This window comes from Actinoplanes sp. L3-i22 (assembly GCF_019704555.1).
Lineage (GTDB): Bacteria > Actinomycetota > Actinomycetes > Mycobacteriales > Micromonosporaceae > Actinoplanes.
In genome coordinates, this window is the sequence record NZ_AP024745.1 from 3928645 (window position 1) to 3953838 (window position 25194).

Consider the following 25194-nt stretch of genomic DNA (forward strand, 5'->3'; position numbering starts at 1 on the left):
GCCCGGCCGGCGTTATGGTTGACGCGTCAATCAAGGAGGTGGCGCATGGCCGGGTCACGACGACTGCCCACCCGCGAGGAGCTGCGCGTCTGGCGCGACTTCGTGGAGACCACCGACGCGCTCCGGGGCCGGGTCGCCGGCCGGCTGCAGACCGACACCGGGCTCTCGACCAGCGACTATCCGGTGCTGCTCGCGCTCAGCGAGGCCCCCGGGAGCCGGCTGCGGTCGTCCGACCTGGCCGTGCGGATCGGCTGGGAGCGCAGCCGCCTGTCGCACCACCTGGGCCGGATGGAGCGCCGCGGGCTGATCCGCCGGGAGGACTGCCCGACCGACAGCCGGGGCGCCGAGATCGTCCTCGCGCCCGACGGTGACCAGGCGTTCCGGGCCGCCACCGTGCCGCATCTGCGGGCCGTGCGGGAGCTGTTCGTCGACGCGCTGACGCCCGCGCAGCTGGCCGCGGCCGAGGAGATCGCGGCGGCGCTGCGGGCCCATCTGGCGGTGCCCGATGCCGATCGCTGAGCGCCGGGCCACGGTGGTGGTCATCGGCGGCGGCCAGGCCGGCCTCTCGGCCGCCTATCACCTGAAGCGGCGCGGCTTCGCCGACGCGATCACCAACCCTTCCGGCCGTACGTTCGTGGTCCTGGACGCCGCCGCGAAACCGGGCGGCGCGTGGAGTCACCGGTGGGAGTCGCTGCACATGGCGACGGTCAACGGGATCTTCGACCTGCCCCGCTTCCCGAAGCCGCCGATCGATCCCGGTGAGCCCAGTCGCACGGCCGTGCCACGGTATTTCGCCGACTTCGAGCGGGTCGCCGCATTGCCGATCCTGCGCCCGGTGACGGTTGAGGCCGTACGGGAAAATGGGTCTGATCTTGTCGTTGAGACCGATCAGGGGGAGTGGGTCACCCAGGCGATCGTCAATGCGACAGGCACCTGGACGAATCCGGTGCGGCCCCACTACCCGGGCCAGGAAACGTTCACCGGGCTGCAGCTGCACACGAGTGAATACGTGTCGGCGTCGCAATTCGCGGGCCGGCGGGTCGCGGTCGTCGGCGGCGGAATCTCGGCGGTCCAATTGCTGGAGGAGATCTCCCGGACGGCGACGACGTACTGGTACACGCGGCGCGAGCCGGTTTTCCGGACCGACGGCTTCGAGCCCGAGGTGGCCGGCCGGGAAACGATCGCCAGGGTCGTCGCGGACGTCGAGGCGGGCCGCCCGACCGGAAGTGTGGTCTCCTACACCGGGCTGGCCTGGACGCCCTATGCGATCGCGGCGAAAGCGCGCGGCGCGCTGGAACGGCGGCCGATGTTCACCGCGATCGAGCCGTTCGGGGTGCGCGAGGCGGACGGCTCGTTCACCGGCGTGGACGTGATCCTGTGGGCGACCGGATTCAAGGCCGCACTGGCTCATCTCGACCCGCTGGGCCTGCGGAACGAGCACGGCGGCATTCAGCTGATCGGCACCCAGGTGGCCGGCGAACCCCGGGTGCACCTGATCGGTTTCGGTCCGTCGCAGTCGACGGTCGGCGCCAACCGGGCCGGCCGGGAAGCGGTCGGCGCGCTGATCAAACACCTCGCACCGGCCCCGGTCCGGGGCTGAGGGAGTCACTCCGAAGGGGACCCGTGCCGCGGCGGTTCCGCCCCTCGGGGCCGCTAGGCTCGCCCGGTGACATCGCGGACCGTGGTGACGGTGGACGGGATCGACCTGGCGGCGACGGTGTGGCCGGGCGCGGCCGGGCAGCGGCGCCCGGGGCTGCTGTTCCTCCACGGCATGCACAGTGACCAGGGCGGATATCAGGAACGGGCGCGCGCGGTCGTCGAGGAACTCGGCCTCACCTGCCTGACTCTCGACCTGGGCGGGCACGGCGAGTCCGGCGGCGACCTCACCCGGCTGACTCCGCGTGACCACATCGAGCAGGTCACCGCGGCCTACGACGTGCTGGCCGGGCAGCCCACCGTCGACCCGGACGCGATCGGGGTGTGCGGCGCGAGCTACGGCGCCTTCCTCGCGTCGATCCTGGCCGGGCGCCGGCCGGTCAGCAAACTGCTGCTCCGCGCCCCGGGCCTGTACGGCGACGACATGCTCGACCGGTTCCTCGGCCCGCCCGTGCACTCGGAGGCGGTCCCCTCCCCGGCGACGCGAAGCCTGCGGGGGTACGGCGGTGACACGCTGATCGTCGAGTCCGGCGCCGACGAGGTGATCCCGCCCGAGGTGATCGCCGCGTACCTGGCGGCCTGCCCGCGCGCCCGCCGGGTGGCGATCCCGGGCGCCGCGCACGCGCTCACCGACGCGGTGTGGCGCCGCCGCTTCCTGGACGAGATCCTCGGCTTCTTCGACGACCGCCCGGCCGGCACCCGCCGCACCGTCGGGCGATCAGCCGCGTCCCCCGAGCCGGTCCCGGCCGCCCCGGGCCGCCACCGCGCCGCCGGCTGAGCGTCCCGGGTAGATCGTCATGATCACCCGCCACTGTGGGTAAGTCGCTGCCGAGGTGCAATGGCTGCGCTCGGTGGGAGGATGGGGCGATGCTCGCGTCGATGGAGGCTGTGCGGCGGCTCATGGACCTGCGGCACCGGGGCCGGGCCGAGGACCTGCCGGAGGTGCTCGCGGCCGCCGCCCCGCTGCTCGACGCGGAGGCCGCGACCGTGCTGCTGGTCGACTACGGGCAGCTGGCGCTGCATCCGCTGCGGCCGAACCCGCTGGATCCCTCGACCCCGCACCGGGTCGAGGACACCCGGGCCGGGCGGGCCTTCACCACCGCGCGGGAGCAGTGGCACGACGGGACGCTGTGGATGCCGCTGCTGCACGGCGCGGAGCGGCTCGGCGTCCTGGAGCTGCGGTTGAAGGCATATCCGGACGACGCCGACCGGGCCGATCTCGCGGTGATCGCCGCCCTGATCGCCGAGTTGATCGCGAGCCGGCGCTTCTACGGGGACGCGGTCGAGCACACCCGGCGACGGCTGCCGATGCAGCTGGCGGCGGAGATTATCTGGAATCAGCTGCCGCCGCTGACGTTCGCGGTCGACGGGACCGTCATCACGGCGGTGCTCGAACCCTGCTACGAGGTGGGCGGGGACGCGTTCGACTATGCGGCCAACGCCGACGTGCTGCACGTGGCGCTCTTCGACACGGTCGGGCACGGGATCAGTGCCAGCGCTCTCACGACACTCGCGCTGAATACGTACCGTAATGCCCGTCGTTCCGGTCTTTCCCTGATCGACAGCTGCCGGTCGATCGACAAGTGGATCCGCTCGCAGCACCCGGGGGCGTTCGTCACGGCGCTGCTGGCCGAGCTGGAGATCACGACGGGGGCGTACCGGCGGATCAGCGCCGGTCATCCGGCCGAGTTGTTCCTGCGGGGCGGCCGGGCGCTGCCGCAGCTGCCGACGCCGAACACGCTGCCGCTCGGGCTCGGGCACATGCTGACCCGGTTGCCCGAGGTGATCGAGCAGCAGCTGGAGCCGGGGGACACGCTGGTCTTCTACACCGACGGGATCACCGAGGCGCGGGACGTGACGGGTGCGCTGTTCGGGGTGGACCGGCTCAGCGCGTTCCTGCTGGAGAACCTGGATGCCGACGTCCCGCCGCCGGAGGTGATGCGCCGCCTGATCCACACGATCATCTCGTACGAGGAGGGCGAACTGCGCGACGACGCGACCGCCGCGATGCTCCAGTGGCGCCGCCGGTAACCGTCCGACAACCGGGATCCGGTCAGATCGCCGTGTTTTGTGGGCAATCATGCGAGGGTGACGATCCTCAATCGGGTACGGCTGGGCACGCGGTTGACCACCGCTTTCGCGCTCGTCGTCGTGCTGCTGCTGGTGGTGATGGCGACCGCGCTCACCACCGCCAAGCACCAGGGTGACGCGGCGGACCGGATGGCCCGGGCACAGCGGTTCGCCGGGCTGATGCAGGACGCCAAGTACTCGGCCGCCGACTTCAACGGCTGGCAGACGGCGTACGCCTTCGACGCCCACCGCGGGGTCGCCGACGCCGCCACGGACACCGGCGCGTCCCGCGCGTCCTTCCTCGAGTCGATCAAGACGTTCCAGACCACGGTCACCGCCGCGTCCGAGGCCGCCAACACCGCGACCGAACGGGACGAACTGGCGCAGATCGCCACGCTCGCCGACGACTTCCTGACCGTCGACACTCAGATCGCCGGACTCTACGGCCGCGCCACCACCGCCGCGATCAAGCAGGCCGACGGGCTGGTGATCGGCAAGGAGATCCAGATCTTCCAGGAGATCAGCACGAACCTCGACAAGATCGTCGTGGTGGCCGTCGCCGACTTCGCCGCCGCGCGGGCCAGCGCCGCCACCTCGCAGAGCAACGGCTCGACGCTGATCTGGATCGCCGGGTCGGCGGCGGCGCTGATCGCGATCCTGCTGGCGATCGCCGTCACCCGCTCGGTGACCGGGCCGGTCGACCAGGTGCGCCGGCGTCTCGACCTGCTGGCCGACGGCGATCTGGCCACCGCGGTGTCGGTGGTCGGCCGGGACGAGATCGCCGCGATGGCCACCGCGCTGGGCCGCAGCATGGACGCGCTCGGCGGGGCGATGCACACCATCGACGACTCGGCGACGTCGCTCGCGGCCGCCGCCGAGGAGATGACCAACACGTCCGTCCAGATCGCCGCGTCGGCCGAGGAGTCCGCGGTCCAGGCGCAGGCGGTGGCCGGCGCGGCCGGTCAGGTGTCGCTGAACGTGCAGACCGTCTCGGCCGGCAGCGAGCAGATGGGCGCCTCGATCCGCGAGATCGCGCACTCCACCACCGAGGCCAGCGCCGTGGTCACCTCGGCGGTGGAGGCCGCGCGGGCGGCGAACACCACGATCGCCGCGCTCGGCCAGTCGTCGCGGGAGATCGGCGAGGTGGTCGAGGCGATCACGTCGATCGCCGAGCAGACGAATCTGCTGGCGCTGAACGCAACGATCGAGGCGGCCCGGGCCGGTGAGCTGGGCAAGGGCTTCGCCGTGGTGGCCGGTGAGGTGAAGGAGCTGGCCCAGGAGACGGCCCGGGCGACCGAGGACGTCACCCGCCGGGTCGACGCGATCCGCGACGGCACCGAGAAGGCGGTTTCCGCGATCGGCCAGATCGCCTCGATCATCGCCCGGGTCAGCGATTACCAGACCACGATCGCCTCCGCGCTCGAGGAGCAGACCTCCACGACCGCGGAGATGAATCGCAGCATCTCGGACACCGCGGTCAACGCCGAGCAGATCGCCTCGAACGTCGCCACGGTCGCCCTCGCCGCCCAGCAGACCACCGAGGGCGTCACCCAGGCCCAGCAGGCCACCGCGGAGCTCGCCCGGATGTCCAGCGACCTGCGCAATCTGGTCTCCCGGTTCCACTACGCCGCCTGAGGATCAAGTTCTCCAAGATCAAAATCAAGAGACGATTGCGACGGTACGGGCGGTCAGAGCGTCACCTGCGCCGGGGCGAGGCGTTGCGTGGTGGTCCCGTCGCCGAGCTGACCGTTGGCGTTGTTGCCCCAGCACCACAGGCTCGCGTCGGTGCGGGCCGCGCACGTGTGGTACCCGGTCACGTGATCGCTGGTCCAGGTGGTGGCGGTGCCGACCCGTACCGGAACGCTCTGGTTCGTGGTCGTTCCGTTGCCGACCGCGCCGGCCATGTTGTTGCCCCAGCACCACAACGAGCCGCCGGTCTGGTTCGCGCACACCGTGTTGAAGCCGGCGTCCGCCCGCGCCCAGTCGGTGCCCGTGCCGACCTGCACCGGCGCGGTCTGGTAGGTGGTGCCGGTGCCCAGCTGGCCGTACCCGTTGTCGCCCCAGCACCACAGCGTCCCGTCGGTGCGGGTCGCGCAGTTGAAGGCGTAGCCCGCGGTCACGTTCGCCCAGGTGGTCGCGGTGCCGACCTGCGCCGGAGTCGTCGACGCGAGCCGGTTGCCCAGGCCGAGCTGCCCGTCGCCGTTGTCGCCCCAGCACCACAGCGTGTGGTCGGTGCGGGTGGCGCAGCTGTGCCCGAAGCCGGTGCTCACGTTCGCCCAGCTGGTCGCGGTGCCGACCTGCCGCGGCGCGGTCGCGTAGTAGACGTCGGACGGGTCGGTGCCGATCTGCCCGAGCCGGTTGAAGCCCCAGCACCACAGCGTGCCGTCGGTCCGCGTCGCGCAGGTGTGCGCGTCGCCGGCGCTCACCGTCGCCCAGGTGGTCGCGGTGCCGACCTGGGTCGGGACGTTGCGGCTGGTGGTGGTGCCGTCGCCGAGCTGCCCGCGGCTGTTGGCGCCCCAGCACCACAGCGTCCCGGTGGTCTGGGTCGCGCAGGTGTAGCTGGTGCCGGCGTCGACGGTGGCCCAGGTGGTGGCGGTGCCGACGCGGGCCGGTGCGGTGCGGCCGGTGGTGGTGCCGTCGCCGAGCTGGCCGCTGTAGTTGCCGCCCCAGCAGGACAGCGCGCCGCTCTTGATCGCGCAGGTGTGGGCGTAGCCGGCGCCTGAGGCGGCCGAGGCCGGCCCGGCCATGGCGAGCACGGCCAGTCCGGCGGTGATCGCCGCCGCGAGGAGTGCTTTCACGTGTGGTTCTCCCGGTCTCTGATTGGGAGCGCTCCCAGCGCGCTCTGTAAGTTTCCTATCATTGATGAACGACGCTGGCTAGAAACAATCGAGAAACATCTGTACCGTCCGCTGGGAGCGCTCCCAAGCCTTGAAAGGTTGCTCCCCATGAGACGTTCGCTCCGTGCACTGCTCGCGGCCGGCCTGCTCGCCGCCGCGGGACTCACCGGTGTCGCCCTGGCCGGGCCGGCCCAGGCCGACACCCAGATCTGCGACCAGTACGGTTCCACCACGGTCGGTGGCCGGTACGTGGTCATGAACAACCGCTGGGGCACCAGCGCCCAGCAGTGCATCAACGTCACCGGCAGCGGCTTCGCCATCACCAGCCAGCAGGGCGTCGGCAACACCAGCGGCGCCCCGGTGTCGTACCCGGCGATCTACCTCGGTTGCCACTACACCAACTGCTCGCCCGGCACCAACCTGCCGATGCAGGTCAGCGCGATCTCCAGCGCGACCAGCAACATCAGTTACAGCTACGTGTCCGGGGCGACCTACGACGCGGCGTACGACATCTGGCTCGACCCGTCGCCGCGCAAGGACGGGGTCAACGCCCAGGAGATCATGATCTGGTTCAACCGGCAGGGCTCGATCCAGCCGATCGGCTCCAAGGTCGGCTCGGCCACGATCGGCGGCCGGACCTGGGACGTGTGGCAGGGCAGCAACGGGTCCAACGCGGTGGTCTCGTACGTGGCGCCGTCGGCGATCAGCAGCTGGAACTTCAGCGTGCTCGACTTCGTCAACGACGTGAAGAACCGCGGCGCGATCACCAGCTCGTGGTACCTGACCAGCATCCAGGCCGGGTTCGAGCCGTGGATCGGCGGCGCCGGCCTGGCCGTCACCGACTTCTCCGCCGCGGTCAACGGTGGCGGCGGCACCTCGACCCCGCCCTCGACCCCGCCCACCGGGACGGCCGCCTGCCGGGTCACCTACGGGACCAACGTCTGGAACACCGGGTTCACCGCGACCGTGACCGTGGCCAACACCGGCACCGGCGCGATCGACGGCTGGGCACTCGGCTTCACGCTGCCCGGCGGCCAGTCGATCACCGGCTCCTGGAACGCCGCGCTGAGCGGCACCTCCGGCGCGATCATCGCCCGCAACGCGGCCCACAACGGCAGCATCCCGGCCGGGGGCAGCACCTCGTTCGGCTTCCAGGGCACCTACAGCGGATCGTTCGCCGGCCCGGCGGCGTTCACGCTCAACGGCGCGGCCTGCACCCGGGCCTGACCGCCGGCGACCGGGCCCGGAACGTCCACCGGGCCCGGTCCACCCCGTCCGGCTGACACCTGAACGGATGCTGTCGTCTTCCGGCACGCCGCAAATGCCCTGGTGAGCGCGGTGTGCCGAGTTCATCCCCTCATCGGCCGCTTTCCCGGCCCGGCCCCGGCCGCAACCCTGTCACAGGCCTGACCGGCTCCTTCCCGGGGCCGGAACCGGCTCCTCTGCCGGGTGGCCCGGCCCAGCGTTGCCGACGAGAGAAGACGATGAACACCTTTCACCAGCAGTTCAACACGACCGGGAACGCCGCCGTCGGCGTCCAGATCGGCCAGCTGAGCGGCGACCTCCACCAGGGCGCCGGCGTGCTGGTGGGCGTCGCCGCCGACCTCGACCGGCTGCGGACCGCGCTGAGCCGGGCGCACCAGCGCGGCGAGATCGACACGGCCACCCTGGACGGTGCCCGGCAGGAGCTCGACGTGGCCGGGGCGGCCCTCCCGGCCACCGACGACGAGCGGCGCGGACAGGTCCGCCGGGCGCTGCACAACCTCTTCGGCCTGCTCGCCGGGGTGGCCGGGTTCGGCGCCCAGATCGCCGCGATCGTGTCCGCCGTCGAAGGCCACGGCGCATGACCACCTGGGACACCGGCGCCGACCAGATCTTCCACACCGACGGGCAGGCGTACGTCGGCAGCCAGATCGGCGTGCTGCACGGTGACGCCCACATCTACCAGGTGGCCGGGAACGCCGCGCCGGGGGAGCAGTTCCGGGTGGCGGTCAACTACCTGCGCGCCGGCCTGCCCGGCGAGGCCCGCCGGCTGATCCGGGCCGCCGTGATGGAGGGTGGGCTGGACGCCCCGGAGGTCGCCTACTACTGGGCGCTGGCCGTGCTCAGCGGCCGCCGGCTGGCCGCGCTCGACCGGGACGACTTCGCCGCCCTGGAACACGCCTTCGCGATGGCCGCCGCCCGGCCCAGCGGACGTTACTGGCGGTGCACGCTGGTCATCCAGCTCTTCGTCGACGCGCTCAGCGAGATCGGGCCGGACGGGCAGCCGAACCCGGTCGCCTGCGCCGAGGCGCTGCGCCACCACGCCGAACTGCCCGGCAGCGACCGGCAGGAGATCGAACGCCACCTCGATCAGCTCCTGGCGCACCTGGTCGAGGACGACGCCGACCAGTCCGGCAGGGAACGCATCCGGGCCGAGCGGATGGCCGGGGACCGCCGTAGCCGGGTGCCGAAGTTCTTCGAACCGGACCCGGCGCCGCCGGTCCGCAAGGTGCCCGTGCTCACCCCGCCCGGCGCGGCCTGGCGCCCGGTCGCAGGCGGCGCCGGGATCGCGCTGCTCGGACTCTGGATCCTGCTGGCCGCGCTGGCCGAGGTGAGCGTGCTCGCCGTCCTGCTGGTCCCGGTGCTGCTCGGGGCCGGCGGCTGGTACGCCGGCCGGCACCTGATGGAACGCGTCTACCTGCGCAGCCGCCGCGACGCCCAGGAGGCCGAACTGACCCGGGGCGAACGGCCCGCGATCGTGCGGCCCGGCAACTCCGCGCCCGAGGAGGGCTTCACCGACGCGGTCACCGCGATGATCGACGCGGCCTTCGCCCAGCGGCAGCCCGCCGACCAGAGCCGGGAGGCGTACTGGCGGGAGACCTGGGGACTGCGGTCGGCCCTCTACGGCGACCTGGTCGACCTCTACGCCTACGCCGGGGTGCCGGCCGCCGCGATCAACTGGCTGGTCAACCACCACGCCGACGACATCGCCCGGCGCTGGAAGGCCGGCGGCCTCGACGAGTTCCGCCGCGACCGGGCCACCGCACCCGTCGCGCCGCCCGCCTTCCTCGGCGGCCTCGCGGCGCTCGCGGCGGCCGCCGTGCTGTCCGTGCTGACCCTGCTGACGCTGGAGAACGGCAGCCAGTTCTTCTCGCTCGTGGTCGCCGTCGGCATGCTGTACGCCGCCGCCCGGGTCGCCCGCGGCGGCGCCATGGTGCTGTACGGCGAACGCCGCCGGGTCGTCCTCGACACCGCCGAGTTCGACCGCCGGTGGGACACCGAGCGGGCCGCCCACCAGCGGCGGGTCGCCTGGCTCGCGGACCGGCCGAGCGACGTCGAGATGGGGCAGTGGCTGGCGCTCGACCTCGCGTACTTCAAACGGGGGGTGATGATCGACGGGCGCCTCACCAGCCACGAGGTGTTCACGCACGTGATCCTGACCGAGGCGGCGCCGGGCAGCGTCCGGGCCCGGTTCGTCGGCGGGCCGTTCCGGCACTCGGCGTACACGGTGCTGCTCTTCCTGCTGACCGCCGGTGGGGTCCGCAAGGTGCAGGCCCGCCTGGAGTTCGCCGCCGGCAAGTTCGTCGGCGAGCAGCGCGACAACTTCCAGTACCGGGCGATCGTCTCGGCCAAGGTGAAGGAGGTGGGCGTCCGGTTCGACGACGGCCAACCGCGGGTGCTCAGCGACGACGAGTCCGCGGTGCAGCGGGACAAGGTGGTGCGGCGGGAGGCGCTCGAGCTGGCCCTGGTGGACGGGTCGAAGATCCGGGTGCTGGTGGACCACTTCGCGCTGGAGACGATCGACGGGCGCCGGGAGTCCCCGGACGAGCTGGCCGGGCTGGCCCGGGACAGCTCGGGAGTGTCCGGCGCCCTCCGGGTCCTGGAAGCGGTGGCGGCCGAGGGGCGGGAGTGGATCGGGCTCGAACTCAACCGGATGTATCGCCGCTCGCCTCGCCGGCGGCCCTCGCTGCCCTCGTCGTCGCTGCCGCCCCCGCCCGTGTCGTTGCCGCCCTCGCAGCCCTCGCAGCCCTCGCAGCCCTCGCAGCCGCGGCCCTCGCAGCCCTCGCCGCCGCGGCCCTCGCAGCCCTCGCCGCCGCGGCCCTCGCAGCCCTCGCCGCCGCGGCCCTCGCGGCCCTCGCAGCCCTCGCAGCCCTCGCAGCCCTCGTGGCCCTCGCCGCCGCGGCCCTCGCAGCCCGCGCCGCCGCCGTCTTCGTCGCCGTTGCCGGCGCCGTTGCGGCCCTCGCCGCCTGCGTCGTCGCCGTTGCTGCCCTCGCCGCCGCCCTCGCCGTCATTTCCCGGGCAGAACCGGCATAACTCCACGCCGGGTGGCCACGCGACGGTCTACGGCACCGGTCAGGACCGCTGATTCACGGTCCGGCCGGTTCGCGTCTCAGGCCTGATCAACTCCGGGCTTGCGCAGGTATGGCGTCGTGGTGCCGAGCGCCTCGAACCCGAGCCGCTGCAGGATCGGGCGGCTCTGGTCCGACGCGTCGACCTGCAGATACTCGTACCCGTGGTCGGCCGCGATCCGGGCGCGATGGGTCACGAGCGCCCGGTAGATGCCCCGCCCGCGCCACTCGGCCACCGTGCCGCCGCCCCAGAGGCTGGCGAACGCGGTGCCCTCGTGCAGGTCCATCCGCGCCCCGGAGACCGGCACGTCACCGGCCATCGCCACGACGGCCCGGGTGCCCTCCGGGTCCTCGCGGAGCTTCGCCAGCACCTGGTCGCGCAGCGAGCCGCTCGAATGCCCGAACGCCGCCTCGGTGGCCCGGAACATCAGATCCACCCCGGCCTCGTCGGTCACCGGCACCAGCCGGATCCCGTCCGGCGTGGCGAAGTCCAGATCCAACTCACTGATCTGCGCGACCATCAGCGTCTCCGGCTCGTCCGGCACGAACCCGGCCTTGACCAGCCGCTCCCCGAGATCCGCCGGCCGATCATGGCTGTAGAGCTTCCACTCCACCTCGACCCCGAGCCCGCCGAAGTACCGAGCCTGCTCGGCGATCACCGCATCCGCAGTGTCCTCATCAAGATCCGACCACAGCACGGCGTTCCAGGCATCCGCCGCCCCCACATGCCGAACAACCCGCTCCCCACGCTCCATCCGCGTCGAGACGCCCCCGACCACAGCATCCCGCCGCATCTGCCGATCAAACAGCCCAACCACGTCACCAAGATTCACGCGCTCACCCAACACCCCCACCCCACCCCAGCAAAGCCATTTTTCTCCCCAAGACCCCCAACCAACCTCTCCAACCATCGCCCTGCAGCCCTGCAGCCCTGCAGCCCTGCAGCCCGTCGGCCCGTCGGCTCTTGGCCGCGCTGCCGCCCGGCCGCTCGGCCCGTCGGCCCCTTGGCCGCTCTGTCGCTCGGCTACTCTGCCGCTGGGCAGATCGGCGGTGGAGACTTTCCGTCTACACCAGCAGGTCAGGTGTTTGAAATCTTCAACGGCGCCGCCTATCCCGGGACGTCCATGCGCTGGGTTCCGATCACCGAGAGGAGGCGGAGGGCCTGCTCGGAAGGGGAACCGGGGACGGCGGTGTAGATGATCAGGCGCTGGTCCTGGGCGGTGATGTCGAGGACGTCGCAGTTCACCGTGACCGGGCCGACCAGTGGGTGCTGGAACGTCTTGACCAGGGTGGGGTCCTCCGCGACGTCGTGGGAGGACCACAGCTCACGGAACTCGGGGCTGCCGGCGGACAGGTCGCTGATCAGTGCGGCCAGCTCGGGATCGTCGGGATAACGGGCGGCTGCCGCCCGCAGGCGACGGGCCGAGGAACGGGCGTAGGCGGGGGCGTCGGAAACGCCGTACAGTCGCCGGCCTTTGGGGTTTGGGCCTAGGAAGACCCGGCGGACCAGGTTGCGGTCGCGGCGGGGGATGGCGGAGAAGTCCTCCAGGAGGGCGGCGGCCAGATCGTTCCAGGCGAGCACCTCGAAGGTGGCGGAGATGACCGTGGCGGCCGCGTGGGGGAGGCGGCTGATCAGGTCGAGGATGCTCTGGCGGACCTCGCGGGACGGGCCGGCCGGGGGCAGCGGCGGCTCGCCGGCGAGGTGGTGCAGGTGGACGCGCTCGGCGTCGGTCAGGCGCAGGGCCCGGGCCAGGCCGGAGAGCACCTCGCGGGACGGGCGCGGGCCTCGGGCCTGCTCCAGGCGGGCGTAATACTCCGTGGAGATGTGGGCCAGCTGGGCTGCCTCCTCACGGCGCAGGCCAGGGGTGCGGCGGCGCGAACCGGCGGGCAGGCCGGCGTCGGCCGGGCTGATGCGCTCACGCCGGCTTCTCAGGAAGTCGGCCAGTTCCCGTCGATCCATGCCTCGATTCTGCTCGCCTCGCGAGGTCTTAAACAGGGAGCGACGCTCCCTGGCAACGGCGCTCGGGGCGGGGCAACCTTGCCGGCATGACCGATCTGCTCAGCGACAAAGTTGCTTTCATCAGTGGCGCCGGGCGGGGCATCGGGGCCGCCGCGGCCCGGCTGTTCGCCCGCGAGGGGGCCCGGGTGGTGCTGACCGCGCGCACCGAGGCCCAGCTCAAAGCCGTTACCGAGGAGATCCGCTCGGCCGGCGGGACAGCTGACTACATAACCTGCGACCTCGCCGACCCCGAGTCGATCAAGGCGGCCGTGGCGCATGCGGTCGATCGGTTCGGGCGGCTCGACGTGGCGTTCAACAACGGCGCGACGATCACGCCGCCCGGGCCGATCGACCAGGTCGGTGAGGAGGATTTCGACCGGCTCTACACGGTCAATCTGAAGAGCGTCTGGCTGGCGATGAACGCACAGGTCGCGGCGATCCGGGCGACGGCCGGCCGGGGCGCGATCGTGAACAACTCCAGCGTCGGGAGCTTGGCGGGCAATCCGGCGCTGCCGGCGTACGGGGCGATGAAGCGCGCGGTGAACAGCCTCACCGAGTCGGCGGCGATCACGTTCGGGCCGGAGGGCATCCGGGTCAACGCGGTGGCACCGGGCAACACCCGGACCGAAATGATCGAGACGTGGGAGTCGGAGTCGCCGGGCCTGACCGCCCGCCTGATCGCGGCGACCCCGCTCGGCCGGCAGGCCGAGCCGGAGGAGATCGCGCAGGCGGTGGCTTGGCTGCTCAGCGACCACGCGTCGTTCGTGACCGGCACGGTCCTGCGCGTGGACGGCGGCGCGCGGGCATGACCGGTCAGCAGCGGTATTGGAGGTGCGGCGAAGGAGGCTGACGAGGACGGGCATGATGCGAGCCCGGTCGCGCTGCGGCGGTGCTCGGGCGGGTGCGGCGTGATGCTCGGCTGGAGCGGCGGGGCTTGGGCGCGGCTGGGGCCGGGGCTGTGTGGCTGGGGTTGAGGCTGTGTTGCTGGGTGGTGCCCGGTATGGCCGGAAAACTCGGTCGTGGGGGCTGGTGTGAGCGTAGCGTCGCGTTGTGAGGTGGGATGGCCTGTTCGGGAGGCGGGCCGCCGGTGAGGAGTGGGCCCGGCCGGTCTCGCGTCGTTCGTTGCTCGTGCTGCTGCTCGTCGCGGCGCTCGGGGTCTCCGGGACGTTGCTTGCCGCCACCGCGCTGCGTCGCGGTGAGCACCGGTTCGGCGAGCGCGCCGCGGACCAGCAGGCGGCCTCCGCGGCGCAGGCGATCTCCGACGGCGTCCGGCGGTACAGCGACTACCTGACCGGCCTCGCCGCCGCGGTCGGCGCCCAGCAGCAGCTGGAGGCGGCCGAGTTCGAGGCGATCACCGCGCCTGTCGGGCGGCGGATGCTGGCCGGGGTCGCCGGTGTCGCCTACGTCGTGCCGGTCACCACCGCCGAGATCCCGCGCGTCCAGCAGTACTGGCGGGACCGGGGCGCGCACGGCCTGACCCTGCGCTCCGCGCCGGCCTCGGACACCCACCACCTGTTCATCATCCTGGGCCGGTCACCGGAGACCATCCCGACGCCGCTCGGCGTGGACCTGTCGACGGTGAGCGCGGCCCGCGCGGCCATGCGCACGTCGGAGGCCGCCCGCGAGGTCGTCATCAGCGCCGCCTACCAGCTGCGCAAGGACCTGGTGCTGCCGCCGGCCGACCGCCGGGCCGGGTTCGTGCTGGCGGTTCCCGTGCACGCGACCGCGCCGTCCGCGGACGCCGGGCATCTCCGGGGCTGGCTGCTGCTCGGCATGCGCGGCGGGGAGTTCCTGGCCGGCGCGGTCGGTCACGTCGCCGGCCGGGCCGCGTCGGTCGGGCTGTCCGACGACGGGCAGCCGATCGCGCGGTGGCGCCCGGACGTACCGGCCGATCCGCGGCTGGCCGTGCGGACGCTGCCGATCGTGGTACCCGGCCGGACCTGGCAGTTGACCGTCCGCCCGACCGTCCAGCTGATCGATCGTCGGGGCGCCCGGGCCAGCCTGGTCGCGCTGGCCGTCGGCGCCGTCTTCACGTTGCTGCTCACCGCGCTGACCGCGTCGATCGCCACCTCCCGGGACCGGGCCCGCCGCCGGGTCGAGGTCGCGACCGCGGCGCTGCACGCGGACATCCGGCACCGGGAGGCGGTTGAGCAGCAGCTGCGCCGCCGGGAGGCGGAGCTGGTCGGTTTCGCCGGGGTGATCGCGCACGACCTGCGCAATCCGCTGGCCCGGATCGCCGGCTACACCGATTTCCTGCGCGAGGAGGCGACCCGCTACCTGGAGAGCGAGCACCGCGACTACCTGGAGCGGGTGTACACCTGCGGGCAGCAGATGACCGTGCTCATCGACGACCTGCTGGACTACGCGACCGCCGACAACCGGCCGCTGCGGGCCCGCCCGGTCGACCTGCACGCCCTGGTCGAGCAGGTGGCCCGGGATCGCGGGGAGGCGCCGCACGGCCGGACGGCGCTGGTCACGGTGGGTCCGCTGCCGTCCGTGGACGGCGATCCGACGTTGCTGCACCAGCTGTTCGACAACCTGATCGGGAACGCGATCAAGTACACCGCGCCGGACCGGACGCCGAAGGTGCGGGTCAGTGGCCGGCCGGAGGGCGACGACCGGTGGCGGATCGAGGTGTCCGACAACGGCATCGGCATTCCGGAGCGGCAGCGCGAGGCGGTCTTCGACGCGTTCACCCGGGCCGACGGCAGCGAGGGCTTTCCGGGTACCGGCCTGGGCCTGGCCATCGTCCACCGGATCGTCGAACGCCACCACGGCACGATCGGGGTGGACGCCGCCGCGGAGGGCGGCAGCTGCTTCTGGATCGTCCTGCCGGCCACCGGCGTGCGGCCGGCCCCGGCGGTGGCGGGTCACGGATCGGCTGTCACATAGACTCCGGTGAGCGCCCCGGCATCCGTAGAGTTGGCCCATGGGTATCGCCTTCGCCCCATCGGTCAGATCGCGTCTAGGGATCGAGTGGGAGATAGCCTGTGTCGATCGCCGCAGTGGTGAGCTCACCGCCGCGGCCCCGGAGCTCCTCGCCAAGCTCGGCGCCGCGGAAGGGTTTCCGCACGTCACGAACGAGCTGCTGACCAACACCGTGGAACTCGTCAGCGCGCCGCACCACCGGGCGCGGGACGCCGTCGCCGACCTCACCCACCTCGTCGAGCGGGTCGCCGCGGTCGCCGAGCCGATGGGCGTCGAGCTCATCTCGTCCGGCACGCACCCGTTCAGCCAGTGGTTCCGGCAGCAGGTGACGCCGGGCAAGCCACGCTACGACACCCTGATCGACCGGACCCAGTGGTGGGGCCGGCAGATGATGATCTGGGGTGTGCACGTGCACGTCGCGGTCGACGACCGGCGCAAGGTGCTGCCGATCATCGGCGGGCTGCTCACCTATCTGCCGCACTTCCAGGCGCTCAGCGCGTCGAGCCCGTTCTGGGCGGGGGAGCGGACCGGGTACGCCTCCAACCGCGCCCTGATGTTCCAGCAGCTCCCGACGGCCGGGCTGCCCCCGCAGCTGAGCGACTGGGCGGCGTACGAGGCACTGGTCGCCGACCTCACCCACACCGGCGTGATCGAGGAGCTGAACGAGCTGCGCTGGGACATCCGCCCGTCCCCGAAGTGGGGCACGATCGAGATCCGGACGTTCGACGGCATCTCCTCGGCCTGGGAGATCGGGGCGATCGCCGCCTTGACCCAGTGCCTGGTCGAGCACTTCTCCCGGGAGCTGGACGCCGGCCGGGAGGTGCCGCGGATGCAGCCGTGGTTCGTCCGGGAGAACAAGTGGCGGGCCGCCCGGTACGGCCTGGACGCGATCATCATCCGGAACACGGCCGGCGACGAACGCCTGGTCACCAAGGATCTGGAGGAGCTGCTGCCGCGGCTGGCGCCGGTCGCCGAGGCGCTGGACTGCGTGGCCGAGCTGGAGCGGCTGCGGGACATCGTCGACGGGGGTGCCAGCTATCAGCGCCAGCTGCGGGTGGCGTCGGCCAGTCAGGGCAGCCTGAAGGCCGTGGTCTCGGCCCTGGTGCGGGAACTGCGGGAGGGATGCTGATTCCGCCCGTACGGCAAACTGGTTTTGATCTTGGGGATAATGCCGAAGTGAACCAGGTGCGGGCGGTGGACGAGGTCGTCGGGTTCGCCGCCGACCTGATCGCGATCGACACCACCAACGCCAGCGACTCCGGCGGGCCGGGCACCGAGCGGCCCGCCGCCGAGTACGTGGCGGAGAAGCTGACCGAGGTCGGCTACGACGTCACCTACGTGGAGTCCGGCGCGCCCGGCCGCGGCAACGTGATCGCCCGCCTGCCCGGCGCCGATCCCGCCCGCGGCGCGCTGCTGGTGCACGGGCACCTGGACGTGGTGCCCGCCGACGCCGCGGAATGGTCGGTGCACCCGTTCGCCGGCGAGGTGCGCGACGGCTATGTGTGGGGTCGCGGCGCGGTCGACATGAAGGGCACGCTGGCGATGTCGCTGGCCGTCGCCCGGCAGCTCAAGCGGGACGCCGTGGTCCCGAACCGGGACCTGATCTTCGCCTATGTCGCGGACGAGGAGGCCGGCGGCTTCAACGGCGCCCGCTGGCTGGTCGACCACCGGCCGGAGCTGTTCGAGGGCGCGACCGAGGCGATCAGCGAGGTCGGCGGCTTCTCGGTGACCGTCGGTGACGGCGCCCGGGCCTACCTGGTGGAGACCGCCGAGAAGGGCGTCGCCTGGCTGCGGCTGACCGCACGCGGGACCGCCGGGCACGCCTCGCTGCTGCACACCGACAACGCGGTGGCGAAGCTGGCCGCCGCGATCACCCGGCTCGAGCAGCACGAGTTCCCGCTGGTGCTGACCGGGCCGGTCGCCGAGCTGCTGGAAGGGCTCGCCGAGATGACCGGGGTGCCGTTCGACCCGGACCGGCCGGAGGCGGCCGTGGCCCGGCTCGGGCACCTGGCCCGGCTGGTCGGGGCGACGCTGCGGGACACCGCGACGGTCACCATGTTCGAGGCCGGCTACAAGGGGAACGTGGTGCCGTCGACCGCCCGGGCGACCGTCGACGGGCGGATGCTGCCGGGGCGCGAGGCGGTGTTCGAGGCCTCGCTGGCCGAGATCCTCGGGCCGGGGATCGAGCGGGAGTACCTGCACATGCCGGGGGTGGCGACGACGTTCGACGGGTCGCTGGTCGACGCGATGGCGGCGGCGATCGGGGCGGAGGATCCGGGGGCGCGGCTGCTGCCGTACATGCTCTCGGCCAGCACCGACGCCAAGTCGTTCCAGCGGCTCGGGATCCGGCACTTCGGCTTCTCGCCGCTGCGGCTGCCGCCGGATCTGGACTTCACGTCGCTGTTCCACGGGGTCGACGAACGGGTCCCGGTGGACGGGCTGAAGTTCGGCGTGCGCGTGCTGGACCGGCTGCTGCGGGGTCCGATCTAATGTTAGCGTTCACACTCCGATAACCCCGGCCTGCTTGAGGTAGAAACATGACCATGACGGATGCGTTGCGCGAGGCGATCGAGCAGGGGCACACCGCCCTCGGGATCGAGCTGGGGTCCACCCGGATCAAGGCCGTGCTGATCGGCCCGGATCACGAGGCCATCGCCACCGGCGCGCACGACTGGGAGAACCAGTTCGTCGACCGCGTCTGGACGTATTCGCTCGACGCCGTCTGGTCCGGCCTGCGGGCCTGCTACGCCGCGCTCGCCGCCGACGTCCGCGAGCGCTACGGCGTCGAGCTGCGCACCACCGGCGGCCTCGGCGTCTCCGCGATGATGCACGGCTACCTGGCCTTCGACGGCGCGGGCGAGCTGCTCACCCCGTTCCGCACCTGGCGCAACACCAACACCGGCGACGCGTCCGAGCAGCTCAGCGAGATCTTCGACTACAACATCCCGCACCGCTGGAGCATCGCCCACCTCTACCAGGCGGTGCTCAACGGCGAGGAGCACATCCCGCATCTCGCCCATTTCACCACCCTCGCCGGGTACGTGCACTGGAAGCTCACCGGCCGTCAGGTCCTCGGCGTCGGCGACGCCAGCGGCATGTTCCCGATCGACGTCGCCACCGGCGGCTACGACACCCGCCTGCTCGCCCGGTTCGACGAGCTGGCCACCGGCCGCGGCCTGCCGCTGAAGCTCGAGGAGCTGCTCCCCGCGGTGCTCCCGGCCGGCGCCGAGGCCGGCACGCTCACCGAGGCCGGCGCCGCGCTGCTCGACCCGTCCGGCACGCTCCAGCCCGGCGTCGCGGTCTGCCCGCCCGAGGGCGACGCCGGCACCGGCATGGTCGCCACCAACTCGGTCGCCCGCCGCACCGGCAACGTCAGCGCCGGCACCAGCATCTTCGCCATGATCGTGCTGGACGGCCCGCTCAGCCGCATGCACCCCGAGGTCGACCTGGTCACCACTCCGGCCGGCGACCTGGTCGCGATGGTCCACTGCAACAACGGCGCCAGCGAATTGAACTCGTGGGCCGGCCTGTTCGCCTCCTTTGCGTCCGCGCTGGGGGTGACTGTCGATTCGAACACGATCTTCGAGACACTGTTCCGTTCCGCGCTGGACGGTGCCCCGGACGGCGGCGGCCTGATGGCTTTCAATTACCTTTCCGGCGAGCCGATCACCAAACTCCACGAGGGCCGCCCGCTGTTCCTGCGCGAGCCGGGCAGCACGCTCTCCCTCGCCACCTTCATGCGCGTCCAGCTCTATTCCGCGCTGGCCACGCTGCGCATCGGCATGGACGTCCTGCAGAAGGCCGAATCGGTCCAGCTCGACCGGATGTTCGCCCACGGCGGCCTGTTCAAGACCGCGGGCGTCGCCCAGAACCTGCTGGCCGCGGCGATCAACACCCCGGTCTCGGTGGGCAATCTGGCCGCCGAGGGCGGCGCCTGGGGGATCGCGATTCTGGCCGCTTTCCAGGCCACCAAGCAGCCGGGTCAGACCCTGGACAACTTCCTGACGACATCGGTCTTCGCCAATGCGGAATTGGAGACGGCCGCGCCGGATCCGGCGGATGTGGCCGGTTTCGACGCCTTCATGCGGCGGTATGTCGCCGCGCTGCCGATCGAGCAGGCCGCGGTAGAAAACAGCTGACCCTGGAGGCCGGCGGGGCATTTCCGGCTTCGCCGGCATTTCGCATTCTTTTATTACCTGTGTCCGCCGGGGTACAGATCGTCGCTCCCGCGGGGACCCTTGCGGGCTTCGCTGGCCGCTGGCGCGTCCATAACGCGAAGCCCTCCAGGGCGACGTCCGCGGATGGGCACGGTTTACCCCAAAACCCCCGCCGCCGCCTGCCGCCGCCTGCCGCCGCCTGCCGCCGCCCGCGCTGGCCGCCTGCCGCCCGCTGCCGCTGCCTGCCGCCCGCTGCGCCGCGGCCCGGGGCGCCGTGTGCCGAGCGCCACGACTTCGATAGAAACCGCAGGTCGCGGCCCATGCGCGGCACCTGACGGTTATCCACAGCAGCGCGCCGTCCACAGGCCGCCAGCTGCCGCCTGCACGATCTTGGAGTTCCTCGCCAAAATAGGGAAGTGGGCGGATTGCCCCCGGTGGGTGGGGCCATTTGCGGTTGGTGGTGGGCTTGGGCCGGCTTGCCAGGCGGCGTGATCGGTGGTTGCGGCAGGTGGGGCCGGATCCGGTTCGTGCTGGCTGATTTCCTGCCTGAGGTGAGGTGGTCATTTACTTGAGTGTGCCGATGGGAAATAGTTTCTATCGGGACTGTGGAGCTTGTAAGTAAATGACAGAGAATGGCATGATCAGGTACTGACATGAGGGGTTCCGCGGCCGCGATAATTGTTGTATGAGTCAGATGTCGCTGTTCAGTCGAAGCGAGACCAGCAGGTTGCGGGATCGGACCCGTGCCCGCAATTATTCAGCGGCCCGCGACGAGTTTCGCCGCGAGCATGAAAGGCACCGTGCGTGGGGCCTGAAACGGCGACACGCCGAGCGTATGCGCCAGATCAGAGAGCGAGAGGCAGCGTCCTCGGCGGTCTCTGGCCCCGCGTCACGCTCCGACCCCGCCTTGCCCGCTTGCCCCGCGCCAACCTCGGCACCCGAACCAACCTCGGCCCTCGCGCCGAATCCGGGCCTTGCCCCAGGCCTGGGCCCTGCGCCGGAGCTGGGCCCTGCGCCGGGTTTGGGCCGTGAGCCGGACTTGGGCCTCGAGCCAGGTCTGAGCCCTGCGCCGGGCCTGGGCCGTGAGCCGGGTTTGGGCCGTGAGCCGGACTTGGGCCTCGAGCCAGGTCTGAGCCCTGCGCCGGAGCTGGGCCGTGAGCCGGACCTGGACCTCGAGCCGGACCTGGGGCCCGCGCCAGAGCTGGGCCCTGCGCAAGTATCGGGCGGTGCGCCACTTTCGCGGCCTTCGCGGGGTTTGGCTGCCACGCCACATTCGCAGCCTGCGGAAGCCTTTGGCCTGGCCTCAGCTCGGGGCCGAGGCCCGTGAGGGAGTGGTGGGCGCTCGGCCGAGATGCCGTGCGCCGAGTGGGTGAGACGGGGGCGAGGGTGAGCCAGGCGCGGGTGAGTCGGGCTGCCGGACTGCCTAGGTGGGCTGGCCCGCCCGCGTCGAGTGGCTCGTCGCGCGGCGGACTCCAGGGTCCGGGTGGGCCGGGCTGCTGAACTGCCCGGGTGGGCCGGAGCGCCCGGGGTGCGGGTGGGCCGGGGTGCCGGGGTAGGCCGGAGCGCCCGGGGTGCAGGTGTGCCGGGGTGCCGGGGTGGGCCGGGGGTGCCGGGGCGCCCGGGGTGCAGGTGTGCCGGGGTGCCGGGGCGCCCGGGGTGCCGGGGTGGGCCGGAGCGCCCGGGGTGCGGGGGTGCCGGGGTGGGCTGGAGTGCTGGGGCGGGTGAGCCCGGCCGGAGTGTGGGTGGGCCGGGGTATGTGGTGGGGGTGTTCGCAGCGTGATGGCGGAGAATCGGGCGCATGTACTTGATCAGGGAGCGGTTCTTCGCCATCGGTGACGACTTCGACGTGCTCGACGAGGACGGCAACAAGGTTTTTCGCGTCGACGGTAAGGCGTTTAGCCTCCGGGACAAGCTGGTCATCGAGGATCGGAACGGGGACGAGGTGGCGACCGTGCACCGCCATCTGATCGCCCTCCGGCCGACCTACGAGGTGCGGATCGGTGGGGAGGAGGCGGCCGAGGTCCGGAAGAACCTGTTCACGCCGTTCCGCGACAAGTTCACCATCGACGTGCCCGGCGACGACGACCTGGTGATGAAGGGCGACCTGCTGGATCACGAGTACGTGATCGAGCAGGACGGGGACGAGGTCGCCGCGGTCTCGAAGCGCTGGCTGACGGTTCGGGACACCTACGCCGTACAGATCAAATCGGGGGTTGATCCGCTTTTGATCCTCTGCAGTGTGCTCGCGCTGGACCTGGCCATGGACCGGGAGGCCGAGAAGAAGGACAAGGAGCAGCGCAAGGACGAGGACTGAGGCGCGGGTCTCAGAAATCCTCCGGCGCGGAATCGGCAACATCGCCGCAGACCGGTCGATGGGGTGGCAACTCAGCAATCGGGAGGGTCTCATGCTCGCCGAGCACTCCATCGCTCACCCCGTCGACTGGTGGCGGCAGTTCGAGACCGCGACCGAGCGCTTCGACGAGGCGATCCTCACGACCGGTATGACCGAGTTGCTGCTGCCGAAGATCACTTCGCAGTTGTTGCAGCGGGAAGCGGACATCGCCGCCGACATCACCATCCTGTACCGGAACCGGCCCGCCAGTGAGGGACTGCAGGATCGCTACAACGGCGCCCGGAGCCGGCTGCGGGAGACGATCGAGCGCCTCGCGGCGCGGGACGTCGACCCGAACGCGCTGGTCGAGGCCGAGGTGGTGTCCTGGGTCCTGGACGGCGACTACGCCCGGGCCGCGGCGGAGATCGAGCCCCGGGTCGGCGCGGTGGTGCTGCTGCGGATGTTCGTGGCCGCGCTCCGCGTCGCCCACCTGAACGTGAACGTCACCGCCCAGCTGCTCAACGCCGGCCGCACCCCGGCCGAGTCGATCTACGCCGGGAAGATCGTCGGCAAGTACGGCTACTGGCCGGACTGGCTCCGAGACCTGGTCGTCGAGCACGCCCAGGCCGGCACCCTGACCGACGAGTTCGTCGCCGCGCTGGACCTGTGCGCGTTCGCGACCCTGCGTTCGACCCAGTCGCGGCTGGCCCGGCAGTTGCTGCGGCGCGACCCGGTGGCGATCAACTCGGCGGCCCGCACCCTGGAGACGATCGGCGAGATCGAGATCGCCGCGCGCCTGCGCGAGGGTGACATGGGGGCGGTGGCGTTCGCCGCCCGTTTCGCGTCCGTGTAAGCGCGGGAACTTTCCGCGGCCGGTTCCTCTCCTACTCGTGACTTCGTCCGAAGGAGAGGAACCGACATGCGCATCATCAAGGCAGCCGTCGCCGCCGCGGCCCTGGCCGTCACCCTGCTCGCCGCGCCCGGCGCCGCCCACGCCGCCGCCGGCGCCCAGGTCTGGTACCACCCGGGTGACCAGTATCTGCCCGCCACCATCTGGCACTTCGACGCCGACGGGACCGGCTATCTCCGCAGCTACAGCCCCAGCCTGACCGGCTGGGCACTGCAGCGGCAGACCGGCTTCACGTTCGAGCGGTCCGACACCGGGTTCACCCTGCACACCGTCTACGGCGGCACCCGGCGGATCACCGGTGTCAGCTACGCGGCGGGCACCGACGTCTGGGCGGTCAGCAACGACGGCTGGAACGAGACCTGGTACGGCTGCCGCTCGGCGGGCCGCCCGCTCTACGCGGCGGTCGCCTGCTGACGGCCGAGCAGCCAGACCGCGGTGTCCGGCGGCACGAGACCACCCTCGACCGGCCCGCTGGCCAGCAGCAACTCGCCGGCCGGCAGCGTCACCGGCTCGGCCGACAGGTTGGCCAGGAAGGTGAAGCCGCCGGGCCGCGTGAACGCCAGCACCTCCGGATCACCGGGCAGCCAGGCCAGCGTGCCCGCCCCCAGCCGCTCGCGCCGCAACCGGATCGCCGTGCGGTACAGCGTCAGCATCGACCCCGGATCCCGGTCCTGGAGGTCGGGGGTCCGCCGGAACCAGGAGGCCGGCCGGGGCAGCCAGGACGGCGTGTCCTGTTCCCCGGCCCAGGGCAGCGGCACCCGGCAGCCGTCCCGCCCGACGTCCAGGCCGCCGGTCCGGTGGAAGATCGGGTCCTGGCGCAGCTCATCCGGGATGTCCTCCACCTCCTCGAGCCCGAGCTCCTCGCCCTGGTAGAGGTAGACCGACCCGGGCAGCGCCAGGTTGAGCAGCAGCGCGGCCCGGGCCCGGCGGGCGCCGAGCGCCAGGTCCACGGACGCGCCGTGCTGGCGCCCGGCGTGGCTGAACGAGGTGTTGACCCGGCCGTAGCGGGTGACGTGCCGGGTCACGTCGTGGTTGGACAGCACCCAGGTCGCGGGCGCGCCGACCGGGGCGTGCGCGGCCAGCGTGGCGTCGATGACGTGCCGCAGCGCCTTGGGTTCCCAGGCGCAGTTCAGGTAGTCGAAGTTGAACGCGGTGTGCATCTCGTCCGGCCGCAGGTACAGGGCCAGCCGGTCCGGCTGGTCCAGCCACACCTCGCCGATCAGGGCGCGCGGCGGCGAGTACGCGTCGGCCACCGCCCGCCACCCGCGGTAGATGTCGTGCACCGCGTCCCGGTCGACGTACGGGTGCGCCGGCGGCGGGTCGGCCGGGTCGAAGTCGGCCAGCGCCGGGTCCTTGGCCGGCATGGTCGCCGAGTCGATGCGGACCCCGTCGGCGCCCAGGTCGAACCAGAACCGCAGCACGTCCTCGTGCTCGGCGACCACGTCCGGGCTGGTCCAGTTGAGGTCGGGCTGTCCGGGGTCGAACAGGTGCAGGTACCACTCGCCGTCCGCGACCCGGGTCCAGGCCGGCCCGCCGAAGACCGACTGCCAGTTGTTCGGCGGGAGATCCCCGCGGCCGGGCCGGAACCAGAACCGTTCCCGCTCCGGCGAGCCCGGTCCGGCGGCCAGCGCCGCGGCGAACCAGGCGTGCTGGTCGGAGACGTGGTTCGGGACGATGTCGATGATCACTTTCAGCCCGAGCGCGTGCGCCTCGGTGATCAGCGCGGCGGCCTCGTCCAGGGTGCCGAAGAGCGGGTCGATCGCCCGGTAGTCGGCCACGTCGTAGCCGGCGTCGGCCTGCGGCGAGGCGTACCAGGGGTTGAACCAGAGCGCGTCCACGCCCAGCCCGGCCAGGTGCGGCAGGCGCTGCCGGACCCCGGCGAGGTCGCCGACGCCGTCGCCGTTCGCGTCGGCGAACGAACGCACATAGACCTGGTAAATGACGGCGTCACGCCACCATTCGTCGTTCACGAGA

General features: G+C 72.0%; 20 protein-coding genes. 16 read left to right on the forward strand and 4 right to left on the reverse strand.

The annotated features are described in order from the left end of the window. Positions 1-45 precede the first annotated feature (45 nt). The 5 genes from L3i22_RS17375 (at position 46) to L3i22_RS17395 (ending at position 5361) form a co-directional block, all read left to right on the forward strand. A complete protein-coding gene (locus tag L3i22_RS17375; RefSeq protein ID WP_221328008.1) occupies positions 46-519 on the forward strand; it encodes a MarR family winged helix-turn-helix transcriptional regulator in 474 nt (157 codons plus the stop codon). Then, positions 506-1600, forward strand: a complete 1095-nt coding sequence (locus tag L3i22_RS17380; protein ID WP_221328009.1) for an NAD(P)-binding domain-containing protein — start codon at positions 506-508, stop codon at positions 1598-1600. The genes L3i22_RS17375 and L3i22_RS17380 overlap by 14 nt, the downstream gene beginning before the upstream one ends. A gap of 66 nt (positions 1601-1666) precedes the next feature. Further along, on the forward strand, positions 1667-2434 hold the full coding sequence (locus L3i22_RS17385; protein WP_221328010.1) for a S9 family peptidase: 768 nt from the start codon (positions 1667-1669) through the stop codon (positions 2432-2434). 101 nt (positions 2435-2535) lie between these two features. Next, positions 2536-3687 carry a PP2C family protein-serine/threonine phosphatase gene (locus tag L3i22_RS17390; protein WP_255658328.1) on the forward strand — a complete coding sequence of 384 codons (1152 nt, stop codon included), beginning with the start codon at positions 2536-2538 and terminating at the stop codon, positions 3685-3687. Positions 3688-3744: 57 nt separating this feature from the next. Next, positions 3745-5361 carry a methyl-accepting chemotaxis protein gene (locus L3i22_RS17395; RefSeq protein WP_221328012.1) on the forward strand — a complete coding sequence of 539 codons (1617 nt, stop codon included), beginning with the start codon at positions 3745-3747 and terminating at the stop codon, positions 5359-5361. 53 nt (positions 5362-5414) lie between these two features. On the opposite strand, the gene L3i22_RS17400 is transcribed toward L3i22_RS17395, so the two are convergent. Beyond that, on the reverse strand, positions 5415-6473 hold the full coding sequence (locus tag L3i22_RS17400; protein WP_221330008.1) for an RCC1 domain-containing protein: 1059 nt from the start codon (positions 6471-6473) through the stop codon (positions 5415-5417). Between the two features lie 198 nt (positions 6474-6671). Between L3i22_RS17400 and L3i22_RS17405 the strand changes: the two genes are divergently transcribed. The 3 genes from L3i22_RS17405 (at position 6672) to L3i22_RS17415 (ending at position 10911) form a co-directional block, all read left to right on the forward strand. Beyond that, positions 6672-7790: a cellulose binding domain-containing protein gene (locus tag L3i22_RS17405; RefSeq protein WP_221328013.1), complete on the forward strand. Its 1119-nt coding sequence runs from the start codon at positions 6672-6674 to the stop codon at positions 7788-7790. 257 nt (positions 7791-8047) lie between these two features. Beyond that, entirely contained in the window at positions 8048-8410 is a 363-nt protein-coding gene (locus tag L3i22_RS17410) for a hypothetical protein (protein ID WP_221328014.1), read from the forward strand. After that, positions 8407-10911, forward strand: a complete 2505-nt coding sequence (locus tag L3i22_RS17415) for a hypothetical protein (RefSeq protein ID WP_221328015.1) — start codon at positions 8407-8409, stop codon at positions 10909-10911. The genes L3i22_RS17410 and L3i22_RS17415 overlap by 4 nt, the downstream gene beginning before the upstream one ends. A 24-nt stretch (positions 10912-10935) precedes the next feature. Here the strand turns inward: L3i22_RS17415 and L3i22_RS17420 are convergent, their stop codons facing one another. Continuing rightward, a complete protein-coding gene (locus L3i22_RS17420) occupies positions 10936-11688 on the reverse strand; it encodes a GNAT family N-acetyltransferase (RefSeq protein WP_221328016.1) in 753 nt (250 codons plus the stop codon). A 314-nt stretch (positions 11689-12002) separates the two neighbouring features. Then, positions 12003-12854, reverse strand: coding sequence for a helix-turn-helix transcriptional regulator (locus L3i22_RS17425; RefSeq protein WP_221328017.1), 852 nt, complete (start codon positions 12852-12854; stop codon positions 12003-12005). Between the two features lie 86 nt (positions 12855-12940). On the opposite strand from L3i22_RS17425, the gene L3i22_RS17430 reads away from it, so the two are divergent. The 8 genes from L3i22_RS17430 (at position 12941) to L3i22_RS17465 (ending at position 23634) form a co-directional block, all read left to right on the forward strand. Further along, a complete protein-coding gene (locus L3i22_RS17430) occupies positions 12941-13702 on the forward strand; it encodes an SDR family NAD(P)-dependent oxidoreductase (RefSeq protein ID WP_221328018.1) in 762 nt (253 codons plus the stop codon). Between the two features lie 241 nt (positions 13703-13943). After that, positions 13944-15785 carry an ATP-binding protein gene (locus L3i22_RS17435; RefSeq protein ID WP_221328019.1) on the forward strand — a complete coding sequence of 614 codons (1842 nt, stop codon included), beginning with the start codon at positions 13944-13946 and terminating at the stop codon, positions 15783-15785. A gap of 37 nt (positions 15786-15822) precedes the next feature. Then, positions 15823-16950 carry a glutamate--cysteine ligase gene (locus tag L3i22_RS17440; protein ID WP_221328020.1) on the forward strand — a complete coding sequence of 376 codons (1128 nt, stop codon included), beginning with the start codon at positions 15823-15825 and terminating at the stop codon, positions 16948-16950. Positions 16951-16997: 47 nt separating this feature from the next. After that, a complete protein-coding gene (locus L3i22_RS17445; RefSeq protein ID WP_255658329.1) occupies positions 16998-18311 on the forward strand; it encodes a M20/M25/M40 family metallo-hydrolase in 1314 nt (437 codons plus the stop codon). Positions 18312-18358: 47 nt separating this feature from the next. Then, complete coding sequence (locus L3i22_RS17450) at positions 18359-19960, forward strand: xylulokinase (protein WP_221328022.1); 1602 nt, start codon at positions 18359-18361, stop codon at positions 19958-19960. 1816 nt (positions 19961-21776) lie between these two features. Then, positions 21777-22292 (forward strand): LURP-one-related/scramblase family protein, encoded by a 516-nt coding sequence (locus L3i22_RS17455; protein ID WP_221328023.1) that lies wholly within the window; start codon positions 21777-21779, stop codon positions 22290-22292. A gap of 91 nt (positions 22293-22383) precedes the next feature. Then, complete coding sequence (locus L3i22_RS17460; RefSeq protein WP_221328024.1) at positions 22384-23163, forward strand: hypothetical protein; 780 nt, start codon at positions 22384-22386, stop codon at positions 23161-23163. A gap of 66 nt (positions 23164-23229) precedes the next feature. Next, positions 23230-23634: a hypothetical protein gene (locus L3i22_RS17465; protein WP_221328025.1), complete on the forward strand. Its 405-nt coding sequence runs from the start codon at positions 23230-23232 to the stop codon at positions 23632-23634. On the opposite strand, the gene L3i22_RS17470 is transcribed toward L3i22_RS17465, so the two are convergent. After that, entirely contained in the window at positions 23613-25190 is a 1578-nt protein-coding gene (locus L3i22_RS17470; protein ID WP_221328026.1) for a glycoside hydrolase family 13 protein, read from the reverse strand. The two genes, L3i22_RS17465 and L3i22_RS17470, sit on opposite strands and share 22 nt — an antisense overlap. Between the last annotated feature and the right edge of the window lie 4 nt (positions 25191-25194).